19 protein-coding genes, 1 other RNA gene, 1 pseudogene and 1 other annotated feature are annotated in these 20,500 nt (G+C 46.4%); of the genes and pseudogenes, 13 read left to right on the top strand and 8 right to left on the bottom strand.

Features of this window, described 5'->3' with window-relative positions; all coding sequences use genetic code 11:
* The first annotated feature begins 43 nt into the window (after positions 1-43).
* The gene (locus BLV90_RS06320) at positions 44-1,285 is read left to right on the top strand and encodes a threonine synthase (protein WP_091738007.1); all 1,242 of its coding nucleotides are present in this window, start codon (positions 44-46) and stop codon (positions 1,283-1,285) included.
* Positions 1,286-1,402: 117 nt separating this feature from the next.
* Here BLV90_RS06320 and BLV90_RS16650 read toward each other — a convergent pair whose 3' ends face one another.
* Entirely contained in the window at positions 1,403-1,528 is a 126-nt protein-coding gene (locus BLV90_RS16650; protein WP_281242003.1) for a hypothetical protein, read from the bottom strand.
* Between the two features lie 179 nt (positions 1,529-1,707).
* Positions 1,708-1,952: a binding site (T-box leader), on the top strand.
* Positions 1,953-2,009: 57 nt separating this feature from the next.
* Between BLV90_RS16650 and hisS the strand changes: the two genes are divergently transcribed.
* The 4 genes from hisS (at position 2,010) to BLV90_RS06300 (ending at position 5,967) form a co-directional block, all read left to right on the top strand.
* Positions 2,010-3,287, top strand: coding sequence for a histidine--tRNA ligase (gene hisS, locus BLV90_RS06315; protein WP_091738004.1), 1,278 nt, complete (start codon positions 2,010-2,012; stop codon positions 3,285-3,287).
* Positions 3,288-3,304: 17 nt separating this feature from the next.
* The gene (gene aspS, locus BLV90_RS06310; RefSeq protein WP_091738001.1) at positions 3,305-5,068 is read left to right on the top strand and encodes an aspartate--tRNA ligase; all 1,764 of its coding nucleotides are present in this window, start codon (positions 3,305-3,307) and stop codon (positions 5,066-5,068) included.
* Between the two features lie 45 nt (positions 5,069-5,113).
* Positions 5,114-5,287, top strand: a non-coding RNA gene (gene ssrS / locus BLV90_RS06305) — 6S RNA.
* Between the two features lie 95 nt (positions 5,288-5,382).
* Positions 5,383-5,967 (top strand): 5' nucleotidase, NT5C type, encoded by a 585-nt coding sequence (locus BLV90_RS06300; protein ID WP_091737998.1) that lies wholly within the window; start codon positions 5,383-5,385, stop codon positions 5,965-5,967.
* A gap of 51 nt (positions 5,968-6,018) precedes the next feature.
* Here the strand turns inward: BLV90_RS06300 and BLV90_RS06295 are convergent, their stop codons facing one another.
* Positions 6,019-7,341, bottom strand: coding sequence for an AAA family ATPase (locus BLV90_RS06295; RefSeq protein WP_091737994.1), 1,323 nt, complete (start codon positions 7,339-7,341; stop codon positions 6,019-6,021).
* Positions 7,342-7,540: 199 nt separating this feature from the next.
* Here BLV90_RS06295 and BLV90_RS06290 point away from each other — a divergent pair, with 199 nt between their 5' ends.
* Genes BLV90_RS06290 through BLV90_RS06280 form a run of 3 tightly spaced genes read left to right on the top strand, consistent with a single transcriptional unit; the run spans position 7,541 to position 9,794 of the window.
* Positions 7,541-8,290: a YczE/YyaS/YitT family protein gene (locus BLV90_RS06290; RefSeq protein ID WP_091737991.1), complete on the top strand. Its 750-nt coding sequence runs from the start codon at positions 7,541-7,543 to the stop codon at positions 8,288-8,290.
* Complete coding sequence (gene cymR, locus BLV90_RS06285) at positions 8,220-8,636, top strand: cysteine metabolism transcriptional regulator CymR (RefSeq protein WP_091737988.1); 417 nt, start codon at positions 8,220-8,222, stop codon at positions 8,634-8,636. The genes BLV90_RS06290 and cymR overlap by 71 nt, the downstream gene beginning before the upstream one ends.
* Before the next feature lie 15 nt (positions 8,637-8,651).
* Entirely contained in the window at positions 8,652-9,794 is a 1,143-nt protein-coding gene (locus tag BLV90_RS06280) for a cysteine desulfurase family protein (RefSeq protein WP_091737985.1), read from the top strand.
* Between the two features lie 3 nt (positions 9,795-9,797).
* Here the strand turns inward: BLV90_RS06280 and BLV90_RS06275 are convergent, their stop codons facing one another.
* Both BLV90_RS06275 and BLV90_RS06270 read right to left on the bottom strand, forming a co-directional pair.
* On the bottom strand, positions 9,798-10,874 hold the full coding sequence (locus tag BLV90_RS06275; protein ID WP_091737982.1) for an NAD(P)H-dependent flavin oxidoreductase: 1,077 nt from the start codon (positions 10,872-10,874) through the stop codon (positions 9,798-9,800).
* A gap of 80 nt (positions 10,875-10,954) precedes the next feature.
* Positions 10,955-12,169 carry a YbfB/YjiJ family MFS transporter gene (locus tag BLV90_RS06270; protein ID WP_091737978.1) on the bottom strand — a complete coding sequence of 405 codons (1,215 nt, stop codon included), beginning with the start codon at positions 12,167-12,169 and terminating at the stop codon, positions 10,955-10,957.
* Between the two features lie 258 nt (positions 12,170-12,427).
* On the opposite strand from BLV90_RS06270, the gene bacA reads away from it, so the two are divergent.
* The 4 genes from bacA (at position 12,428) to BLV90_RS06250 (ending at position 17,041) form a co-directional block, all read left to right on the top strand.
* Positions 12,428-13,234, top strand: a complete 807-nt coding sequence (gene bacA, locus BLV90_RS06265; RefSeq protein WP_091737975.1) for an undecaprenyl-diphosphate phosphatase — start codon at positions 12,428-12,430, stop codon at positions 13,232-13,234.
* A gap of 251 nt (positions 13,235-13,485) precedes the next feature.
* Positions 13,486-14,481 carry a hypothetical protein gene (locus BLV90_RS06260; protein WP_091737972.1) on the top strand — a complete coding sequence of 332 codons (996 nt, stop codon included), beginning with the start codon at positions 13,486-13,488 and terminating at the stop codon, positions 14,479-14,481.
* A 212-nt stretch (positions 14,482-14,693) separates the two neighbouring features.
* Positions 14,694-15,428 carry an ABC transporter ATP-binding protein gene (locus tag BLV90_RS06255; protein WP_091737969.1) on the top strand — a complete coding sequence of 245 codons (735 nt, stop codon included), beginning with the start codon at positions 14,694-14,696 and terminating at the stop codon, positions 15,426-15,428.
* Entirely contained in the window at positions 15,425-17,041 is a 1,617-nt protein-coding gene (locus tag BLV90_RS06250; RefSeq protein ID WP_091737966.1) for a hypothetical protein, read from the top strand. Before BLV90_RS06255 ends, BLV90_RS06250 begins: the two co-directional genes overlap by 4 nt.
* Positions 17,042-17,089: 48 nt before the next feature.
* On the opposite strand, the gene BLV90_RS06245 is transcribed toward BLV90_RS06250, so the two are convergent.
* The 4 genes and pseudogenes from BLV90_RS06245 to BLV90_RS06230 form a co-directional block, all read right to left on the bottom strand.
* Positions 17,090-18,139 carry an NAD-dependent epimerase/dehydratase family protein gene (locus BLV90_RS06245; RefSeq protein ID WP_091737963.1) on the bottom strand — a complete coding sequence of 350 codons (1,050 nt, stop codon included), beginning with the start codon at positions 18,137-18,139 and terminating at the stop codon, positions 17,090-17,092.
* Positions 18,140-18,190: 51 nt separating this feature from the next.
* Positions 18,191-18,502, bottom strand: a pseudogene (locus BLV90_RS06240) (ATP-dependent Clp protease proteolytic subunit); the annotation flags it as partial.
* 31 nt (positions 18,503-18,533) lie between these two features.
* A complete protein-coding gene (locus tag BLV90_RS06235) occupies positions 18,534-18,767 on the bottom strand; it encodes a hypothetical protein (protein WP_091737957.1) in 234 nt (77 codons plus the stop codon).
* A 70-nt stretch (positions 18,768-18,837) separates the two neighbouring features.
* Positions 18,838-19,419 carry an ArsR/SmtB family transcription factor gene (locus BLV90_RS06230; protein ID WP_091737955.1) on the bottom strand — a complete coding sequence of 194 codons (582 nt, stop codon included), beginning with the start codon at positions 19,417-19,419 and terminating at the stop codon, positions 18,838-18,840.
* Between the two features lie 328 nt (positions 19,420-19,747).
* On the opposite strand from BLV90_RS06230, the gene BLV90_RS06225 reads away from it, so the two are divergent.
* Complete coding sequence (locus BLV90_RS06225) at positions 19,748-20,470, top strand: class I SAM-dependent methyltransferase (RefSeq protein WP_177167923.1); 723 nt, start codon at positions 19,748-19,750, stop codon at positions 20,468-20,470.
* Positions 20,471-20,500: the final 30 nt, after the last annotated feature.

The raw sequence follows: 20,500 nt of genomic DNA, 5'->3' as shown, positions 1-20,500 counted from the left end.
CTGGACAACTCAAACCAGGCGAAGGAATCCGGGAGGGAAGAGAATGAAGGATGGATGGTTAGTCTGTTCGGGATGTTCCTATAAGATTCCCTATGATGCTGGAATAGGTCAGTGTACGTGTGGAGGTATCTTCTTTGTTGGTTATGACCTGGAGCGGGTGAAGGCGAGTTGGGCAGCATCTCCTTTGAGGGAACGAGCCTCCACAATGTGGCGTTATCATGAGCTACTGCCTGTAGAGCATCCTGAAGAGGCAGTTACCCTAGGTGAGGGTTGGACACCGATGATCCGGATTCCAGATTGGGAAGAGAAGCTTTCCTTGAACCGCTTGTGGGTGAAAAGAGATGAACAAAACCCAACCGGAAGCTTTAAAGCAAGAGGATTTTCTGTGGCAGTCTCGTTGCTAAAAGAACGAGGGATCAATAAGGTAGCGGTCCCGTCCAATGGAAATGCCGCCTCAGCGTTAGCGGCATATGCGGCACGTGGGAAATTGGAAGCCTTTGTTTTTGTACCGATGGATTGTCCAGGAATTATTGTAGAAGAGTCTATGCGTTATGGAGCTAAAACCTATCGTGTGAATGGCCTTATCCATGATGCAGGAAAGATAATAGAAGATGGAAAATCGTCAGAAGGTTGGATCAATGCTGGGACTGCGAAGGAATTAGGTCGACTTGAGGGCAAAAAGACGATGGGTCTCGAATTGGCAGAACAGCTCTCCTTTGAAATGCCGGATGTATTATTGTATCCAACTGGTGGAGGGTCGGGATTGATCGGAATTTGGAAAGCCCTTTGTGAATTGAAAGAGATGGGACTCCTCCATGGAGATCTTCCGCGATTTGTCAGTGTACAGGAAGTTGGATGTACCCCTGTCGTTGATATCTTTCACTCAGGAGCAAAGGATTTTGTTCCCTACAGTGAGGATACGACCTCGTCTCCTACAGGTGTTCGTGTGCCGAATCCACCAGCAGGGGGTCTCATTTTATCGATTCTTCGTAAGACAGGTGGAACAGCAGTCGCTGTTGACCAGAGAGAGATCAGACAGGCACAAAATTATATGGAACATCAGGGGATTTCTGCTTCGCCAGAGGGTGCTATTGTCTTTGCTAGCTTGCTCCGTTTGCGTGAGACGGGAGATATTCGGGCTGGAGAACGGGTCGTTTTGTATAATACGGCTCATGCATTGAAGTATTTAGAGTGGCCTCTTCCTTCTTCTATCCCCGTGATTAGCAACTATCGTGAATATGCTGCGAAGATTGCCAATGCACAGCAGATAACCCCTCAGGAGTAGAGTAGTAATGATTATCCTCTGTAATACAACACAAAAAAACCCCATTTCGGGGATAAGTGCAAAGGATATAAATAGAAGCGAATCGGGACAGTCAAAGAGAAGTGATCAAGTTGTTAATCAGAGATAAGAGTTATCGATTTGTTGCTTAATCCATTGAGCAGAACAACATTCATTTAACTTAGTATCGCGGTTTTCCTCGATTGGTTGGCCACAGACAGGACAGACTTCCTTTTGCGTATACAATTGTCATTCCCCCTCATCTGTACTAATACAGATATTATAATATAACAGATGGAATATGTAAATACTGTTATAGTACAAAAACAGAAATTTGGGCGAGGATTTTTCAGCGTCTCTTGACTTATGATTGAATATCCCGTACAATACTGACTTATATAATCAAGAGAGTTTACTCTCTAACCATTTCGCCGATGAAGGGAAAAGTACTTGATCGAAGGACAGTCAGAGAAGAGGCGTCATTGGCTGTAAGCGCCTCTCTGTACCAGTTCAAGGAAAGACACCCAGAGGCTCCAGGTCGAACTCCCTGATGGGATAATAGAGCTGGACGGTTCGCCAGACGTTACCTGGCGTTGAGTGGAAGGCATATCGATGAGCCTTCAACAAGGGTGGTACCACGGGAATTGTTAACCAATCTCTCGTCCCTGACATTGCGGTCAGTGGCGGGGGATTTTTTATATTTTGGAGAAAAAAGGAGGCGTGTAAGGTGAGCTTTCAGATACCCCGGGGCACAGTTGATCTAATGCCAGGTGAGGTGGAAAAGTGGCAATACATCGAAGAGAAGGCACGTGAGCTTTGTCGTCGGTATAACTTTTCTGAGATTCGCACCCCACTTTTTGAACAAACGGAGTTATTTCAGAGGGGCGTAGGCGAAACCACGGATATCGTAAGTAAAGAGATGTATACCTTTATGGATCGAGGCGGGAGAAGTCTTACACTTCGTCCAGAAGGGACGGCAGGCGTTGTGCGCTCCTTTGTTGAGAAAAAAATATACGGGGAGCCCCAACCAACCAAATGGTACTACATCGGTCAGATGTATCGTTACGAACGTCCTCAAGCAGGCCGTCAACGACAGTTTCATCAGTTTGGGATCGAAGCATTTGGTGCCGTGGATCCTGTATTAGACGCGGAATTGGTCGATCTCGGGTGGCAGTTTATTCGTTCGGTAGGAGTTAGTGGGGTGAAAGTAGCACTCAACAGTGTAGGTTGTTCTAGGTGCCGTCCTCGCTATCGGGAAAAGTTAGTGGAATACCTCACTCCTTATAAAGAAGAGCTTTGTAAAGATTGTCACACCCGCTTGGAGCAAAATCCGATGCGAGTCCTTGATTGTAAAAAGGAAGGGTGTCAACGGGTAACGGAAGATGCTCCGCGGATGGTGAACTTCCTATGTGAAGAGTGTGCGCCTCACTTTGAAACAGTAAAAGAGAGTTTGGACCTTCTAGGTGTGGAGTGGTATCTTGATACACGCTTAGTCCGTGGATTGGATTACTATACGCAAACAGCCTTTGAGTATATCTTAGAAGGTCAAGGAGGCCATGCTGGATCGCTTGGTGGTGGTGGTCGGTATAATGGCCTTGTTCAAGAGGTCGGAGGTCCTGAAATGCCAGGGGTTGGTTTCGCTCTTGGCTTAGAACGGGTGCTGCTGGCATTGGAGAGCCGTGGAGTTGACTTGCCCTTGGCGAGCGGTGTCGATTGTTTTATCGTCTCCTTAGGTGATGCGGCGAAGAAACGTTCTGTTCTGCTATTGAAGGAGTTACGCCAGATGGGGTCGACCGCTGAGCGAGATTACCTGGATCGTAAAATGAAAGGGCAATTGAAGGCGGCGGATCGCGCCTCTGCCCGTTATGTGGCCATTGTAGGTGAGAATGAATTGGAGAAAAATCAGGTTGTGGTCAAAGAGATGGCCACAGGTGAGCAAAACACGATTCAATTGGATAAACTGGCGACCTATATCCGTGAAGCTTGTGGAAAAGGTCAAAGCTGATGAAGGGGCGACGATAGATGCGATACCGAACACATACCTGTGGGGAATTGGACAAACATCATGTAGGCGAAACGATTACGATCAATGGCTGGGTTCAGAAGCGGAGGGATTTGGGAGGGCTGATCTTCCTCGATATACGTGACCGCTCTGGTATTGTCCAAGTGGTATGTAACCCCGAGCATGCGCCAGTGGCAAGTGAAATTGCTGAAAAAGTTCGTAGTGAGTATGTATTGGCTGTGCGAGGACAAGTGGTTTCCCGGGCAGAAACTACGGTGAACACCAAGATGAAAACGGGCAGGATCGAAATCTTTGCTGAGGAGTTAGAGATAATCAACGAAGCGAAGACCCCTCCCTTTGCTGTTGAGGATGATATTGAGGTGGATGAAACCATCCGCCTGAAACATCGCTATATCGACCTTCGCCGTCCAACGATGCAACGGACCTTGACCCTTCGTCATCAGGCGATGCAGATCATCCGTGGTTTTCTCTCGGATCATGACTTCATCGAAGTTGAAACTCCGATGTTGACGAAGAGTACCCCCGAGGGTGCGCGGGATTATCTTGTACCCAGTCGTGTTCATGAAGGTGAATTTTTCGCCCTACCCCAATCTCCTCAGATCTTTAAACAACTCCTGATGGTATCAGGAATGGAGCGTTATTTCCAAATTGTCCGTTGCTTCCGGGATGAAGATCTGCGTGCTGATCGGCAACCAGAATTTACGCAAGTGGACATTGAAGCATCCTTTATTGAACCAGAGACGTTTCTTTCGATGATGGAGGAAATGGTGGCCAAGCTTTGTGAAAGGACCATTGGATTAAAGGTTTCCACTCCCTTTGAACGTCTCACTTATCGCGAGGCGATGAATCGTTTTGGTTCTGACCGTCCGGATCTGCGTTTTGGAATGGAACTCGTGGATCTCTCCGAGATCGTAAAGGAGAGTGGTTTTGGGGTCTTTGCTTCCACTGTTGCGGGGGGAGGCCGTGTTCGTGCGATTAACGTGAAGGGGCAGGCGGGTTGGAGCCGGAAACAGATCGATGAGTGGGGGGCAGAGGCTCAGCAATTGGGTGCTAAAGGGTTAGCTTGGCTATCAGTAAAAGAAGAAGGGGCAAAAGGCCCAGTTGCCAAATTCCTCAATGAAACCGAGTGGCATGATATCATGAAGGCGACTGAAGCGGAAACGGGAGATGTTCTCTTCTTCATCGCCGATCAACCCAAAAAATCTGCTGAGGTATTGGGAGAACTTCGGGTTCGCTTGGCTAATAGCCTCGGCTTGATTCCAAAAGACGTATTCAAGTTTGCCTGGGTGACCGAGTTCCCATTGGTTTCTTATGATGAGCAAGCGGATCGGTGGTTTGCAGAGCACCATCCCTTTACCAGTCCGATGGATGAGGATCTGCCACTTCTTGAGACAGACCCAGGGAAAGTAAGGGCAAAGGCTTATGATATGGTACTCAACGGTTACGAATTGGGTGGGGGTAGTCAGCGGATTCATCGCCGAGAAGTACAAGAAGCGATGTTTCGTACACTCGGGTTTACCAAGGAACAGGCGAAAGAAGAGTTCGGCTTCCTCTTAGATGCCTTTGAGTATGGAGCACCTCCCCATGGTGGTGTAGCTTTTGGATTGGATCGTCTGGTGATGCTATTGACGGGTAGAAGCAACCTACGGGATACGATTGCCTTCCCGAAAACAGCGAGTGCAAGTTGCCTTTTGACCCAGGCGCCATCGTCTGTGGAAGAGAGTCAACTGCGCGAACTTCATATCTCGATAAGGAATCAGTGACTTGATTCTGAATAGATCGCTGTGTTAAAATAAAATCACAAAAAGAGAGCCCTGAGATGTACGTGGGTTTCCGAAAGTTTTGAGCCAACACCATTATAGCGGGAGCTTGCGTCACGGATGAGCGCAGATGCCCTATGGGACCTGTTAACATTAGTGCAGAGCACCCACCTGCGAGAGCAGGTTCGAAACTGAGGAGGCCACGACATATATGGGGCTCTTTTTTTTGTTTAATTTGATGATTCACACGATAAAGAATGAAAGTTCTTTGTTGAGTGTGGGATAATAGAGGAGATTTCAACGAGAGGAAGTCTGCCATGATTATCGGTGTAGATATTGATGGAACGATTAAGAATACCCGGGATGCAGCGGTTACTTCTTTTAATGAGGAATTGGGGAAGTGCGTAAATTGCAAGGATGTTAAGGATTTTTATATGGATAAGGCATATGGAATTACTCGTAAGGAAGGGCGCCGTTTATGGCGAAAGCTAGAGGCTAAGATTTACGCCCTAGGCATCCCTTTGGAAAATGCTGCAAAGGTATTAACCGATTTAAAGGAAAAAGGGCATACGATTTATTTTATTACCGCGCGCCCCAATATAGAGAAGGTTGCCTGTGTGACACGGGAGTGGTTAGAGAAGCATGGGTTTCCTTATGATGGTGAGAACTTATACATGAACTCCCAGAATAAAGGGAAGGTTGCGCGGGAATTAGGTGTGGAACTCTTTTTTGAAGATGATCCCCATCATCTAGATAATTTAATTCAAGCGAAGATACCGACGGTAGTGATGGATGCCATCTATAATATGGCATATACCACAGAGTCCAAAGGGGTATACCGGATGACACATTGGGATCAAGCCTATCAATGGATTGAAAAAGAGGCAGGGTCTCGAACCTAAAGCCAGGTGGTCTGGCGATGTGAAACCATAAAAAGACGTGACCGGATCCGATCACGTTTTTTTATGGTTTTGTTTTACCCAGGCCATATATTCTTGTAATTTTCCTTCATACCCCTGGTTTGTTGGGTGGTAGAAGGTACTGCTCGAGTGTTCATCAGGTAAGTATTGTTGGTCAATCCATCCCCGTGGGTGGTTGTGAGGATAGAGATATCCCTTGCCACGACTTTGATCCTTTGCACCAGGAAAATGAGAATCCCGTAGGTGAGGAGGTACTTCTGCACGGGATTCGTTTCTTACTGCACTGAGGGCTTCGTTGATTCCACGAACAACCGCATTGGATTTAGGAGCGGTGGCAATATAAAGGACAGCTTCAGCTAAGGGGATTTGAGCTTCAGGGAGACCGATATGTTCCACTGCTTGGGCAGCGGCTGAGGCGACCAAAAGGGCACGTGGATCAGCAAGTCCCACATCTTCTGCTGCATGGATGAACACGCGACGAGCGATAAAGCGTGGGTCTTCTCCCGCGTGAATCATTTTAGCCAAGTAGTAGAGGGAGGCGTCAGGATCTGAGCCACGCATGCTTTTAATAAAAGCGGAGATCGTGTCGTAATGATTGTCTCCTTTTTTATCATAGCGGATGACCTTACGTTGGATGGATTCCTCGGCGATTTCGAGGGTTATATGACGAAGGCCATCCTCCTTTGGAGGTGTGGTAGTGACTGCAAGTTCAAGAGCATTCAACATATTTCGCGCATCCCCTCCAGCGATGCGGACGATATGTTCCAGGGCTTCAGGCTCTAGACATGGGCGATAGAGACCCAACCCACGTTCATCCGAGAGGGCTCGCTCGGCTAGTTGAGTGAGATCCTCTTCGCTGAGAGGGTGGAGTTGAAAGATTCGGGAGCGGGAAAGAAGTGCCGAGTTGACCTCAAAGGAAGGGTTTTCAGTCGTTGCCCCTATAAGGATGATCGTTCCATCTTCTACATAGGGAAGCAGGGCATCTTGTTGGGTTTTATTAAAACGATGAATTTCATCGATAAAAAGTAATGTACGGGAATCATACATCCCAAGCCGCTCTCGTGCCTCCTGGGTGACACGGCGGATATCGGATATACCAGAAGTAACAGCGTTCAACTGTTCAAATAGCGCCTGAGTTGTCCCCGCAATCAACTTCGCAAGGGTGGTTTTGCCTGTGCCGGGAGGGCCGTAGAGGATAATGGATGATAGTTGGTCGGCTTCAATGGATCGACGTAATAACTTTCCTTTTCCTAAAATATGAGTTTGTCCTGCAACTTCATCAAGGGTACGTGGGCGCATACGCGCTGCAAGGGGTCCCTTTTGTTCATTTTGCTGTCCATAGTCGAAAAGATTCATATCAATAGCGCAGAATCCGCCTGTACACTTCCTTTCCAGCAAGATAAGATAACCATCAATCGTCTCGTTTCTCCATGATTATCACACTGGGACTTGCTTGGCAAGAGATAGGGGCTTTCTCGGCATTCGTTCCTGGTTATGATACACTACAAGGAGCGTAAAGGTTGTCGAAAATCATCGGAAAAGAAGGGTTGTTGCGTTGCGAGTAACAAGTGAGATGGACAAGCGCAAATGGGGACAGGGATGGATTAGCACACATGGGCGTGTTTGGATGATCCGTTGGGGAGCATTTTTTTGTGGATTAGCGATCATGGCACTCGGCATCGCTATGATGGTTCGAGCGGATTGGGGGCTGGCCCCTTGGGATGTGTTACATATGGGCCTAGCTATCCAGACTTCCTTATCAGTGGGCACTTGGCTACAAGCAGTGGGTTTAGGAACGATCTTGATAGCGGCATTACTGGATAAAAAAATTCCAGGTCCAGGTGCTATTCTTAATATGATTTTGGTTGGCTGGTTGGTTGATCGTTATTTGGAGCAGTCTTGGCTCATCGAACCGTCTCTCTGGTGGGAAAAAGCCTTTCTGATGGGGCTCGGTTTTCTGTTAATCGCGATTGGCAATGGAGTGTATATCGCCCCCCGTCTAGGTGCAGGGCCTCGAGATGGTATCGTTATTGCGATAAACAAACGCTGGAATTACTCTATCAGTCGGGTACGGATGACGATGGAAATCAGTGTCTTGCTCCTAGGATGGATGCTTGGCGGACCTGTTTTTATTGGAACGGTATTGTTTTCAATATTTATTGGACCTTTTATGCAGGTTTCGATACGATTTTGGGAGAAAATGATGGAACAGTGGCTGGGAAGGAGAGAAGTTGATGAAAGTTTCGACCAAAGGAAGGTACGGACTTACTATCATGATGGATTTGGCGACAAGGCACGGGGATAAACCTACCTCACTAAAAAGTGTGGCAGAGCGGCATGATCTATCCGAACATTATTTGGAGCAATTAGTTGCTCCTCTGCGTAATGCTGGATTAGTGCGTAGTGTGCGTGGTGCCTATGGCGGATATAATTTGTCGCGTCCTCCTGAGGAAATCACGGCGGGCGATGTGATCCGAATATTGGAAGGGCCGATTAGTCCAGTAGAATTTGAAGAGGAAGATAACCCTGGACGGCGGCAATTATGGAAAAAAATCCGTGATGCGATTGCCGAGGTGTTGGATAACACCACATTGGCTGACTTAAACAATCAATCCTCAGATAGTGATGACTCTTACATGTTTTATATTTAAAGGCAGGGAGAAATTATGGCGATTTATTTGGATCATGCGGCAACAACACCGATCCACCCTGAAGTGAAGGAAGCGATGCTTCCCTATTTAGAGGAACGGTTTGGCAATCCGTCCAGTATCCACAGTTTTGGGCGTGAGATTCGGAATGCGATTGATCAGGCGCGGGATCAAGTTGCACAGGGGTTGGTTGCCAATCCAGGACAATTATTGTTCACGAGTGGGGGTACCGAGGCAGATAATCTAGCGTTGGTTGGTTCCGCATTGGCACGCAGAGAGAGGGGACGAGATCACGTTATAACCTCTGCTGTGGAACATCATGCGGTGTTGGATACTTGTTCGTATCTAGAACGGTTGGGGTTCCGTGTAACCATCCTACCTGTAGATGAGACAGGCCGTGTAGCCCCAGAGGACCTACGTCAGGTGGTTGATGAGAGCACGGCATTGGTTAGCATCATGATGGGGAACAACGAAGTAGGGACTATCCAGCCGATTCAGGAACTAGGTGCTATTGCTCATGAAAGCGGTGCTTGGTTTCATATCGATGCGGTACAAGCCTACGGGGTAATTGATATCGATGTGCGAGAGTACCCTGTGGATCTTGTGACCATCTCTTCTCATAAGATCAACGGTCCTAAAGGAGTAGGTGCTCTCTGGCTCGCTGAGGGTGTCAATCCATGGCCCCAAATGTATGGGGGACAACAAGAGAGACGTCGCCGAGCAGGGACGGAAAATGTTCCTGGCATTGTTGGCTTTGGTAAAGCGGCTCAAATCGCAACGGCTCATCGTCAGAAGCATCGCGATGCAGTCACCTGTTGTCGTGATGCGATGTTGGCTGAGTGGAGAAACGCTGGAATCGAGTTTCAGATCAATGGTCATCCCACTGAGTACTTGCCCCATATCCTCAATGTAAGTTTTCCTGGTACAGAGACAGAAACGGTACTGATGAACCTGGATATCGAAGGAATCGCTTGTGCAAGTGGTTCAGCCTGTACATCGGGAACGTTGGAGATTTCTCATGTATTAAAGGCGATGAAACTCCCTGAAGCCATTATTCGCTCGGCGATTCGGTTTAGCTTTGGATTAGGCAATACGCCGGAGCAAGTAGCAGAGGCCGCACGAACGGTGGCTCATGTGGTGAAGCGGCTACGAAGGAACTGAGGATTAGCGTGAGAGACGCCGTAATTGTTCCGTCACTTCTTGTTCTATACGCTGAATCAGCTCTTTGGCGGACTCTATGCGAGATAAAGAAGCAGCTTGTCCACCGAAGAGGGACATAAATTCAGGATTGTCTTGCTGAGCCGCAATGTTGCGCAATGGTTTAGTCAGGTTATTTTGGATGGGATAAGGTGGGATGGTTCCAGAATAGGAGTTCATCTCCTCGATAAATTGATTATGTACCCCTCGTGCGGGTCGACCAGAAAAAGCAGTGGTGATCATCGTGCTACTGTCTCGACTCTCCATGAGGGCTTTTTTGTGTTGCGAATGAGCATTGCTTTCTATGGTTGTCAGAAAGGCGGATCCCAATTGGACACCTGCTGCTCCTAATGTGAGGCTGGCAAGTACCCCTCGGCTATCCATGATTCCACCAGAAGCGATGACAGGAACGGAAACCTGATCCACTATTTGTGGAACCAGGGCAACGGTTCCGATGAGAGGGAGTGTTTCGCTGGGCTGGAAAGTACCTCGGTGTCCACCTGCCTCACTTCCTTGTGCAACAATCACATCCACCCCGCGTTCTTCCAAAACGACGGCTTCTTCTACGGTTGTGGCTGTGCCGATAAGGAAGGTCTGATTCTTTTTCAATTCTTGAAGAATGTCAGCGGAGGGGATACCGAAGGTGAAACTAAAAATAGGTACCTTTTCCTCAAGCACCACAGCTACTTGATCGGAAAAAGAGAGCTCTTGATTAGGCGTCTTTTCCAGTTGTGAAACGCCAAGGGCACCCTCAAAGGATTGTAGATGTTTTTTCATACGAGCAATACTAGCAGTGTCGACGTGATGCGGAGAGGGAATAAAAAGATTTACAGAAAATGGGCGGGAAGTTTTCTCCCGAATCGCGTGGATACTTTTACGTATCTTTTCTGGAGATAAATAGCCTGCTCCTAAAGTACCCAGTCCACCAAGATTGGAGACGGTAGCCACCAGCTCAGGTGATGTTATCCCCCCAGCCATTCCTGCCTGAATGATCGGGATCGAGAGATTGAGTGCTTCTGTCAGAGTGGTTTGTTTCCAACTCATGAGAATCCTCTCCCTTTTTATAGATCAGTTGATTTTTTTCGATGTTTTACCTGATAATAGGGTTGTTTTGTTAATGAAAATCAACCGTGTACAATCAATTTAGCGGATTTTTGTTGTTTTTTTCTATGGTACATATACTGGATGAATAAACACGAAGCTCCAAGTAGTAACACACTACTAGCAATCGCTAAGGATAACGAGTAGCTATGGGTGTAATCCGTGAGAAGGCCTGCGCCAATAGGGCCTATCATCTGACCAGCACCGAATACGGCAGTAAAGTAGCCGATGATTCGACTGCTATGGACGGGAGAGAGTTGTCGTCCCCAAGCGGTCGTTAATGTACTAATTCCCATAAAAGTGGCTCCAAAGAGTAGGGAACTACCATAGATACCCACTGCATTGGGTTGAAGTACGGGTAAAAATATACCGAAGGCTTGCAAAAGGAAAATGACAATGAGGGTTTGCAAGTATCCCCAGTGCTTTGCGAGCCAGGACCAGATAATACACGATGGAAAGGCTGCTATGCCTGCAATCACCCAGCTGAGGGACGGCGGGTTGTGAGCAAGGGAAGGAGTCTCTGCCGCTAAAGCGACTAGGAAGGTCCCCGTTACAATATACCCAAGTCCTTCGCATCCATAGGCTATCATTACCCAGATGAAGGACTTCGTTGGTGGCGATTGAGGAGGAGAAGCTATGCCAGTAGGATCAGGCGTGTTTTTGGGATCCGGATCGGTCGATTCTCGTAGCCCCCACCATACGATACCTACTAGCACAACACACAAAATCATCAGCCCCAACCAAGCCCCATCCCAATCCCATCTCTGGACGAGGAAGGGGACGGCTAAACCGCTGATAGCGATTCCTAAACCGACGCCGCTATATAACCACCCAGCTAAGCTCATGCGCTGATGCTTAGCCAAATGGTCGAGTACGATCCCAGAAACAAAGACAAAAACCATGGCACAAGTAACACCCGATATAAAACGAAGAAGAATCCATAGATTGATACTCGTTGTGCATCCGATTAGTCCAGTGGTTGCAATATTTATCACTAAACTGATACGGAGAAGAAGAAGGCGCTGATGTTGCCAACCCATCGCCCCTGCAAAAATAGCTCCTAGTAAATAGCCTAGATAGTTACTCGCTGCTAGGTAACCAGCAATGCTATCCGAGAAATGAAGAGCTTGTTGCATAGGAGGCAGGAGTGGAGTATATGCGAAACGTCCAATTCCCATTGCAATCATTAAAGCAAGTAATCCAGATAATAGTGAGATTGTGATCCGTGAGGATTGCAATGATTTTCCTCCCTTTTTAATTGAAATGGTTTATCTGTTAATGTAGCATCTGTAAAGTGGGTCGTAAATGAGAGTGAGTAGTAGAGAGAGATTATATTCTGATGGTAAGTATAGATAAGTAGATGTTTAGAGGATAAATGAAGAATTACAGAAAATTCATTCGTCAAAGGTTTGCATGGTCAAAAAGGTTACTTCCGTTTACAATCGATGAGGAGAGTGAAAGCTTTATAGAATGGAGATTGGAGTTGACCAGAGTTCATGGAAATCATCAAGGCAATTATTCTTGGATTGGTTGAAGGCCTGACGGAGTTTCTCCCGGTTTCATCAACGGGGCACATGATTATGGCAGCGGATCTGATGAACTTTACAGGAGAGCGAGTAAAGACATTTGAAGTAGTGGTCCAATTAGGGTCGATTCTGGCAGTCGTAGTCGTCTTTTGGCGACGGTTACTAAGCATAGTGGGACTTGCCAAGGCACCAGGGCCAGACACTGGTGCCGGCAAACTAAATATCATCCATGTACTTTTAGCGATGTTGCCCGCTACGGTATTGGGCTTACTGGCTCGGGACTGGATTAAGGAATATCTCTTTGGTGAAAATATGCAAACCGTAATTCTTGCCCTAATAGCGGGCGGTATTTTAATGATTTTTGCAGAAAAGTTTTCTCGGCCAGCGGTGACAGAGACACTGGATCAAGTGACATACAAGCAGGCAATTGGTATCGGATTCTTTCAATGTCTTGCCTTATGGCCTGGTTTCTCCCGCTCAGGATCAACGATCTCAGGAGGATTACTCGTTGGGATGAGCCATCGCGTAGCGGCGGAGTTTACCTTTATTGTGGCGGTTCCGATGATGATTGCAGCAAGTGGATTAGATCTCTATAAAAGTTGGGGTGTTTTATCGACTTCGGATATCCCGATGTTTGTAGCCGGTTTTATTACCGCATTCTTAGTAGCATTGTTTGCCATCGTCACCTTCTTGAAATTGATCTCTAAAGTGAAGTTAACACCCTTTGCCTTGTATCGTTTTGCAGTGGCCATTCTGTTTTGGATGTTCTTGTTATAATCTTTCTTTGCATAGAGGGGACGATCTGTCTGTACAGACAGATCGTCTTTTATTGTTAATCAAAGCTGCCTACGGGTAGCTTTTTTATTTACAAATTGTGGGCATGAAGGATCAGAGATATAGTACGGTGGCAGATTGCCTTACCAAAACAAAAAATATTATAAATTATATTATTAACAAACTCCATTAAATATTGTATAATTTACAAGTCTGAGAAATCGTTGGTATCTTAATTGGAGAGGTAGATCGGAATGAATAAGAAACGTCTTGTCGTATTGATGACAACCTTAGTAGTATTGTTTGGTACAGTTTTTAATGTGTCGGTTGCTAGCGCAGCATCAACTTTTAGTAATACAAAGAGCGTACTGGTAGCTGTAGGATCAAGCTACGCTACTCTAAGCGATTCACAGATTCAATCGATTGCTAATTCCAATGTAACTGATTTTGTACTCGTTCCCGATGGATCTACTAAGTATAATAACAGTGAAAATAATTATAAAAGTGTACTTGCTCCTAAAGTTGTAGATTTGGCAAATAGAATAATTTCAAAAAACTCCAACGCAAAAATCTGGATTGGTACCCCCGGAGTTGATGCTAGTATTGCTAGTACCAGCTATACACCGATTAACAACTATCTGACTACAGTGAAAAATTCACTAGGATCAACAAAGTGGTCAAACAATGTTGTTGGAGTATACATGAACATGGAAGCTATTTGGGGGAACGTTGACTATTCAAATCTAATGACTAATCCTTCGATAAAGCTGATGAATGATCTCTCATACAGTGTCCATACTTCTTTAGCAAAGAAATTCATGTGGGCTCCATACTATGGTTATGGTACAAGTGCTGCAACATTAATTAAAAATATGGGCTATGTTGTAAATAAAACCAATATATTTGACTTGGTCCTAATTCAACCACATTACTACTTTGACTCAACTGTAAAATCCAACTTAGATGGAGTTTACTATAGTGTTCAAAAACAAGCAGTGACTTATCGAGACGGCGTTGTAGTTGTGCCTAAAACGTCTTCCACTGTTATTGGAGTAGACATGGAAGGCGATTGGCATTTAAGATATCCATCTGTTGATAGTACCTATATTGACCGATACAACGAGCAGGTTAATAAATATACCTCTTTAAAAGGGAACTATCCATTTGCTTTCTATATTGGTTATGGAAGTGATGGAAGTGATCTTGTCGCACTGACTGCTTCATATGTAAGTCCGTTTTATAATTATTAAGCTCTGTGACACTTCGGGGTTCCTGCAAGTAGAGATTTAAGAGTCTTTCAAGCATCCTTAACAGGGTGCTTTTTGTGTATGGGGTTCATTCTTTATTTTGCATTAGCATCATTCTAGGCTGTCTATCCATGTAGGTGAAAAAGTGTGATAATATCATGTTGTATAGCATTAGACTAAAAATTAAAAATCTACCGTAAAAAGGATTGTTGCCAATGATATGGCTAGGTAACGTTAGTAAAAGCTACGAGAAAGGGGGGGAGTTAGCAGTAGATAGGTTGCAATTACAAGTGAAACCGGGTGAGATATTTGGCTTCCTTGGGCCCAATGGAGCAGGGAAGACCACCACGATTAAAATGGTGACGGGAATCCTTCGCCCCGATGAGGGCGAGATCGAGGTGGACGGAGTCTCTATGGTCGACTCCCCCCTGGAAGCAAAAGGGCGGATTGGTTATGTACCGGATCAGCCAGAGGCAATCATGCGTGTTACAGGGTGGGAGTATTTGCGTTTCATTGCCGATGTCTATGGTGTGTCAGAAGAAGAGAGAAAGGTGCGTTTACCACAATTACTTGAACGTTATGGGATGGAGGAGGCTGTATATGATTTAATGAACGGCTACTCCCGTGGGATGAAGCAGAAGCTGGCAGTGATTGCGTCTCTCATACATGATCCCGCTGTATGGATACTCGATGAGCCGATGGTAGGGTTAGATCCACAGGCCGCGATGGTAGTAAAAGAAGAGATGAAAAAGTGGAGAGATCGTGGCAAAACTATTTTCTTTTCCACCCATGTGTTGGAGGTGGCAGAACGTTTATGTGATCGGGTAGCGATTCTGCAAAAGGGTCAATTGATGGCAGTGGGAACAATGGATGAGCTCAAGCAAGGTTCAGGTGTCGTAGCAGATGAAGAGACACTGGAGAGGCTCTTTTTGGAGTTGACGGGTACATGAAAAAGGGATGGGCATTATTTGAGTTAATTGTCAGGGGGCAGTTTCGTCTTTCTTATTTTAGAGATCGTTATCAAAAGAAAAGTAGACGCTGGGAGATAGGGGTTGGTTTGTTAGGATTGGTCTTATTGGAATGGTTTATTTTAAATCTTTATGGAGGGGCGTACCATCTTTTTGATCAAATAGGTCAACCTGAAAAAGTGTTTCAACTACTAGTAATCGGTGGGGTGCTTTGGGTATTGGTGACGAGTATTACGCACCTCATTCAACAACTTTATTTCACACAGGATGCGGAGGTAGTGAGTCCGCTGCCCCTTACACCGAATCAAGTAGTAGGAGCGCGATTAGCCGGTGTATGGTTAGGGCAGGTTGTTGGAATGGTTATATTTTTCCTACCGGGCTTCTATCTCTATGGGTTAAATATAGGGATGGGTCCTTCTTATTACATCCTGGTACTCGACTTATTACTCGCTCTCCCAGTTCTTCCTATAGTGTTCACTGGAAGCCTCGTTTTAGGATTGATGAGAGCGATTCCTTGGGGGAAATATCACCACCAGCTACGTAGATTAGGCCCGATCTTTATTGCTCTTCTTTATGTAGTTATGTTTGTTCTTATACAGTGGGTAAACGGAGGACGAGGGACCTTCTTGGCTCAGGGGATGCTGGATGTACCGGGTACAATTGCTAGTTACTTTTATCCGCTTCATTGGGCATTGGGAGTTGGCTCTTCTGGGATTTCGGGATGGATAAATGCTCTCTTCTTTGATAGTTTCAGCCTCTGTTTGGCGCTCCTTTTTATTATTATAGGTGGATCTTTATATCAAAAGGGACTCCATAAAATTTCAATGGATGGAAAAAGAACTGGCAAACCAGGAAAAGTAGAAAGCAATCTAAAAGAACGCTCCCCCTTTCGGGTGCTGCTCCGCCGAGAATATCATTTATTGATGGATACCCCTGTGTTTGTAACAAATGTCATTTTTCAGTTTGTCATAGTACCGTTAGTGTTTTTAGTGGGGAACCTGAGTGAGGGAGGCATAGATGATCTTTCGATCCCACCCATTTTTCTTCACTTGGGTGGGGTTGTGATGATCCTTGTGATGGGGGCGATGAACGACGGGGAAGCAAGGTCGGCGCTCTCCCGTGAGGGACGATTTTTTTACTTATCAAAAGTAATCCCTGTCCCCTGGAGAATACAGATTGGAGCGAAGTATACCTTTGCGATGATGATCCTGCTATGTGCATGCGTAACGATCTCGTTACTACAGGTGTTGTTTTTTGGCACGTGGATGATCTCCTTGTGGACATTTATCACAGGGGCTCTCGTAGGTTCACTCTTTGTTCAAGTTGGGCTTTTGATCGACTTACGGATGCCCAATCTCACCTGGCAAACACCGAGAGAAGCGTTACAGGGATTAGGCAGGCTGTGGATGTATCTCCTTCTCGCTGGATTTGTTGGTTTTGTGGGTCCACTTACTGGGTTTTTGGTTGAGGAAGTTGACCTTCCCTTTATACAGATGCAATTAATATGGAGTGCCTTATTTATTGGGCTGAATGTCGCTAGTTGGAAATGGTTAGTTAAGGTAGCTAACCGTCGTTATCAAGAAATCGATGGGTAAAGAGAAATCCCCGGTAGCTGGTTGTTAGCAACTGGGGATTTGTTGTGTTTAGGGGGCCATTTTTTCCTTTTTGAGTAGCTCGAGTAGCTCACCCTCTCGGTCAGCATCCATGCCAGCAATACTCTGATAGGCGCGGGCTGGTTTTGGAAGGGATAGGACACGGTTTTTTTCCCAATGCCATGTATCTTTAAGTGTTTCACTGAGGGGACGGAAGGTAAGTCCAGACTGCAATGCTTTTGCATTGGATATTTGTAAAAACCCTTGCATAGAGCCATGTTGTTCGATCCATGGGCCACCTTCGGGGATATAAAGAGGCATTTCGGTCCAGGGTTGAACTTGATGAGCACCGAGAAACTGATCATCTGCCCAGAAGAGGGTGGCATCTGGATTCAAGGTTTGACGCCCTTCCTCTAGAAACTCTCCGATGGTTAATCGCTTAGCGGGGCCAATCGCGTTGTAAATCCCTACGTGACGCGCTTGTGCCATATCGAGTATCCACTCCGCTAAGTCACGGACATCGATATATTGCACAGGAAGTCCAGGCTGTCCAGGGGCGAGGATTTCCCCACCTTGGGAGAGCCTACGGCACCAGTAGGTGAAGCGGTTACTCGGGTCATAGGGGCCTACGATTAATCCTGGACGGATGGTTAGGACGCGGCTGGGCATCTCCTGTTCCGCTGCCTGTTCACATAGCACTTTAAGGGCACCATAATTTTCTCCTGTAAGGGTGTCAGAGGGTGAATCTTTAGGTAAGGGAGCTAGCGGCGAGGTCTCTGTAATATGAGGATGGGCAAAGGAGGCATATGCAGAGACGCTTGAGATAAAGGTATAGTGATCCGTGAGCCTTGCTAGTGTTCGTACATTATCCCGGATGACCTGGGGAAGAAAACCTGAGGGGTCGATTACCACATCCCAGTGTCGTCCCTGTAGAGCCGAGAGCCCTTTGGTACGATCTCCATGAACCTCCTCTACATCTGGGAAAAGTCCTGGATTAGTTTGACCTCTATTAAAAAGAGTGACTTCCCATCCACGAGCAAGAGCGGCGCTTGTTAGATGGCGGCCCATAAATTGCGTGCCTCCGATGATCAGTAGTTTCATGGTAACCTCCTATTTTCTCGAATGGATTTATTCGATTTTTAGATGGGATGATCAGATGATAACCTCGTCAATTAAACCGTATTTCTTTGCCTCTTCGGCGTTGAGGAAGTAATCTCGATCTGTATCACGATTGATCTTAGAAAGGGACTGTCCTGTTCGTTTTGCAAGGATTTTATTGATCGTTTCTCTTGTTTGCAGAATGCGCCGGGCACTGATTTCAATATCTGTTGCCTGTCCTTTGGTACCGCCATGGGGTTGGTGGATCATCACCTCGGCATTGGCGAGTGCTCGGCGTTTCCCTTCAGCTCCTGCTGCTAATAGCACAGCTCCCATGGAAGCGGCCATTCCGATGCAGATGGTCCTGGCTGAACGTGTTGCATGCAATCGTAAGCAACTATGCAACGAGCATGGCCCGGGGGGAGGAGGAGCCAAACCCAGAAGAGACTTCCGTGATTACAAGGGGGGCTGATTCGGGGGAGGTGACAGTCTGTACTGAGACAGTATGAGGGGCTGGGTGATTCCTCTGGGTAGGGAAAGGGATGATTTTTGAGTCAGTTTGTTGGGAGCTTTCTCCGAAGATCGGTGTCTTGTCACTGTCGGTCTTCATATTTGCTTTACACAGGATCATAAGTGAACCTCCTTTTTCTCTTCAATGGGTTCAGGTCAGGTTGACAAAGTGTGAGGGTTCTTAGCAGGTTTCAATTCTTTTCTGGATAGACAGCCATAACCATCCGATAAGGGGAGCCATGCCCTTCTTTCTTTGCTGAATACTTTGCCGCAAGTTCTTGCAGAAGGGCGACATATTCATCTAGAAAGGCACGCCGTTCCGCTTCATCTTGTAGAAAAATATTGCTCGTAAGGGTGGCACTGGGGATTTCCTCACCAATATCTGTACGATCCATCAATCGAACAGCGGCTTCTTTGATTCTTTCTGAGGTTTGAATCAGGTGAGAGAGAGATGTCTCTTGCTCCAAACGTTGCAGATCTTGAGGAGAAAGGCCTAGGGTATCGGCCAGAAGATAGGAACGGGCTGCCCCTTGATAAAGACCTTCCACCAGATTTTTCACCTGACGGCTTCCTGTTCGCTGGACGAGGCCAACTTTTTCAAGGGTCTTGAGATGATAGTTGACCCGTTGGGGAGTTTCACCGATACGGCGGGCTACCTCTGTGGCGGAGGCGGGTTGAATGAGGTGAGCCAGGATCTCTCCACGTAAGGGGTGAAGCAAAGCGGCAGCTTGCTCTGGGGATGTGATGCGATAGGTTTCTTGAAGAGGCTGCATAGAATCAACTCCAGAACATATTTGTTTTTCGTAAAAATATCTTATTACGAAGAGGAACAGAAAGTCAACAGGGAGGTATGTATTTTTGCTAATTTGTGGCTCTGATAAAGACATTACTGTGACGATGGACTTGAATAACGTGGGAAAGCTGTTTTCTTAGCGTTACTTCAAGAAGGCGAGAGGCAAGAGTTGAGAGAGTGATGATGAATAGGTGAGGTTTTTTAGATTAGAAGTTTAGTGCATTTCTTATTTTGCGGAAGGGATTTATCTACTCGTGGTGAATACCTATAGAAATTTGCATTAGGAGGATTTGTAGGAGATGGATGGAATGCAATTATTTAATGATCATAAAGCTTTACGTAATTATATGGAGCGCCGAGGACGAGACGATAATCCAAATAAGGTGCTGGAAGGCCCAGTGATGAGTCAACTAATTGGGGCGGTAGAGGGATTAGACATCCTGGACTTGGGATGTGGGGATGCTGGTGTTGGACGGAAAATGATCCAACAAGGCTGTCGTTCCTATACAGGGTTAGAAGGGGCCCCGCGCATGGCTGAAAAGGCGCGAGAGGGATTGGCTGGTACTAGGGGGCAATTGGTGGAGACGGATATTACAGAGTGGGACTATCCCGAGGATCAATTTGACCTTGTGATATCTAGCCTCGTTTTTCACTACATCGAAGAGATGCCCCAGCTACTTAAAAAGGTTTATCGTACTTTGAAGCCAGGGGGGCGTCTGATCTTCTCGGTAGAGCACCCTATCGTAACCTCCTGTTTTAAAGGATATGGTACAGAGATTAGTCAACGGCACGAGGATTGGCGAGTCGATGATTACTTTTACACAGGAGAGCGCGTAAAACATTGGCTAGGTAACGATGTGCGCATCTTTCATCATACGGTGGAAGAGTGGTTTTTGATGGTGCAGAAGGCGAACTTCACGGTGGATTCCTTGCGCGAGTCCTGTCCCGAGAAGAGGCATTTTTCTTCAGAGAAAGAGTACCGCCGCCGGATGCGTGTGCCACTCTTTCTTTTTCTCAAGGGGAAAAAGTAGATTGCTTTGTTGATGTGGTACTGGCGCTCT

It is taken from the genome of Marininema mesophilum, assembly GCF_900106775.1.
Lineage (GTDB): Bacteria > Bacillota > Bacilli > Thermoactinomycetales > DSM-45169 > Marininema > Marininema mesophilum.
The sequence above is the reverse complement of the archived record's forward strand: the minus strand, read 5'-3'. Positions and strand labels throughout refer to the sequence as shown.

Excerpts from the sequence above, each read along its gene's own strand:
- cymR (WP_091737988.1), top strand. The coding sequence starts at position 8,220 with ATGAAAGTTTCGACCAAAGGAAGGTACGGACTTACTATCATGATGGAT.
- BLV90_RS06300 (WP_091737998.1), top strand. The coding sequence starts at position 5,383 with ATGATTATCGGTGTAGATATTGATGGAACGATTAAGAATACCCGGGAT.
- BLV90_RS06295 (WP_091737994.1), bottom strand. The coding sequence starts at position 7,341 with ATGAATCTTTTCGACTATGGACAGCAAAATGAACAAAAGGGACCCCTT.
- BLV90_RS06260 (WP_091737972.1), top strand. The coding sequence starts at position 13,486 with ATGAATAAGAAACGTCTTGTCGTATTGATGACAACCTTAGTAGTATTG.
- aspS (WP_091738001.1), top strand. The coding sequence starts at position 3,305 with ATGCGATACCGAACACATACCTGTGGGGAATTGGACAAACATCATGTA.
- BLV90_RS06255 (WP_091737969.1), top strand. The coding sequence starts at position 14,694 with ATGATATGGCTAGGTAACGTTAGTAAAAGCTACGAGAAAGGGGGGGAG.
- BLV90_RS06280 (WP_091737985.1), top strand. The coding sequence starts at position 8,652 with ATGGCGATTTATTTGGATCATGCGGCAACAACACCGATCCACCCTGAA.
- BLV90_RS06275 (WP_091737982.1), bottom strand. The coding sequence starts at position 10,874 with ATGAGTTGGAAACAAACCACTCTGACAGAAGCACTCAATCTCTCGATC.
- bacA (WP_091737975.1), top strand. The coding sequence starts at position 12,428 with ATGGAAATCATCAAGGCAATTATTCTTGGATTGGTTGAAGGCCTGACG.
- BLV90_RS06235 (WP_091737957.1), bottom strand. The coding sequence starts at position 18,767 with ATGATCCTGTGTAAAGCAAATATGAAGACCGACAGTGACAAGACACCG.
- BLV90_RS06225 (WP_177167923.1), top strand. The coding sequence starts at position 19,748 with ATGCAATTATTTAATGATCATAAAGCTTTACGTAATTATATGGAGCGC.
- BLV90_RS06245 (WP_091737963.1), bottom strand. The coding sequence starts at position 18,139 with ATGAAACTACTGATCATCGGAGGCACGCAATTTATGGGCCGCCATCTA.
- BLV90_RS06230 (WP_091737955.1), bottom strand. The coding sequence starts at position 19,419 with ATGCAGCCTCTTCAAGAAACCTATCGCATCACATCCCCAGAGCAAGCT.
- BLV90_RS06320 (WP_091738007.1), top strand. The coding sequence starts at position 44 with ATGAAGGATGGATGGTTAGTCTGTTCGGGATGTTCCTATAAGATTCCC.
- BLV90_RS06250 (WP_091737966.1), top strand. The coding sequence starts at position 15,425 with ATGAAAAAGGGATGGGCATTATTTGAGTTAATTGTCAGGGGGCAGTTT.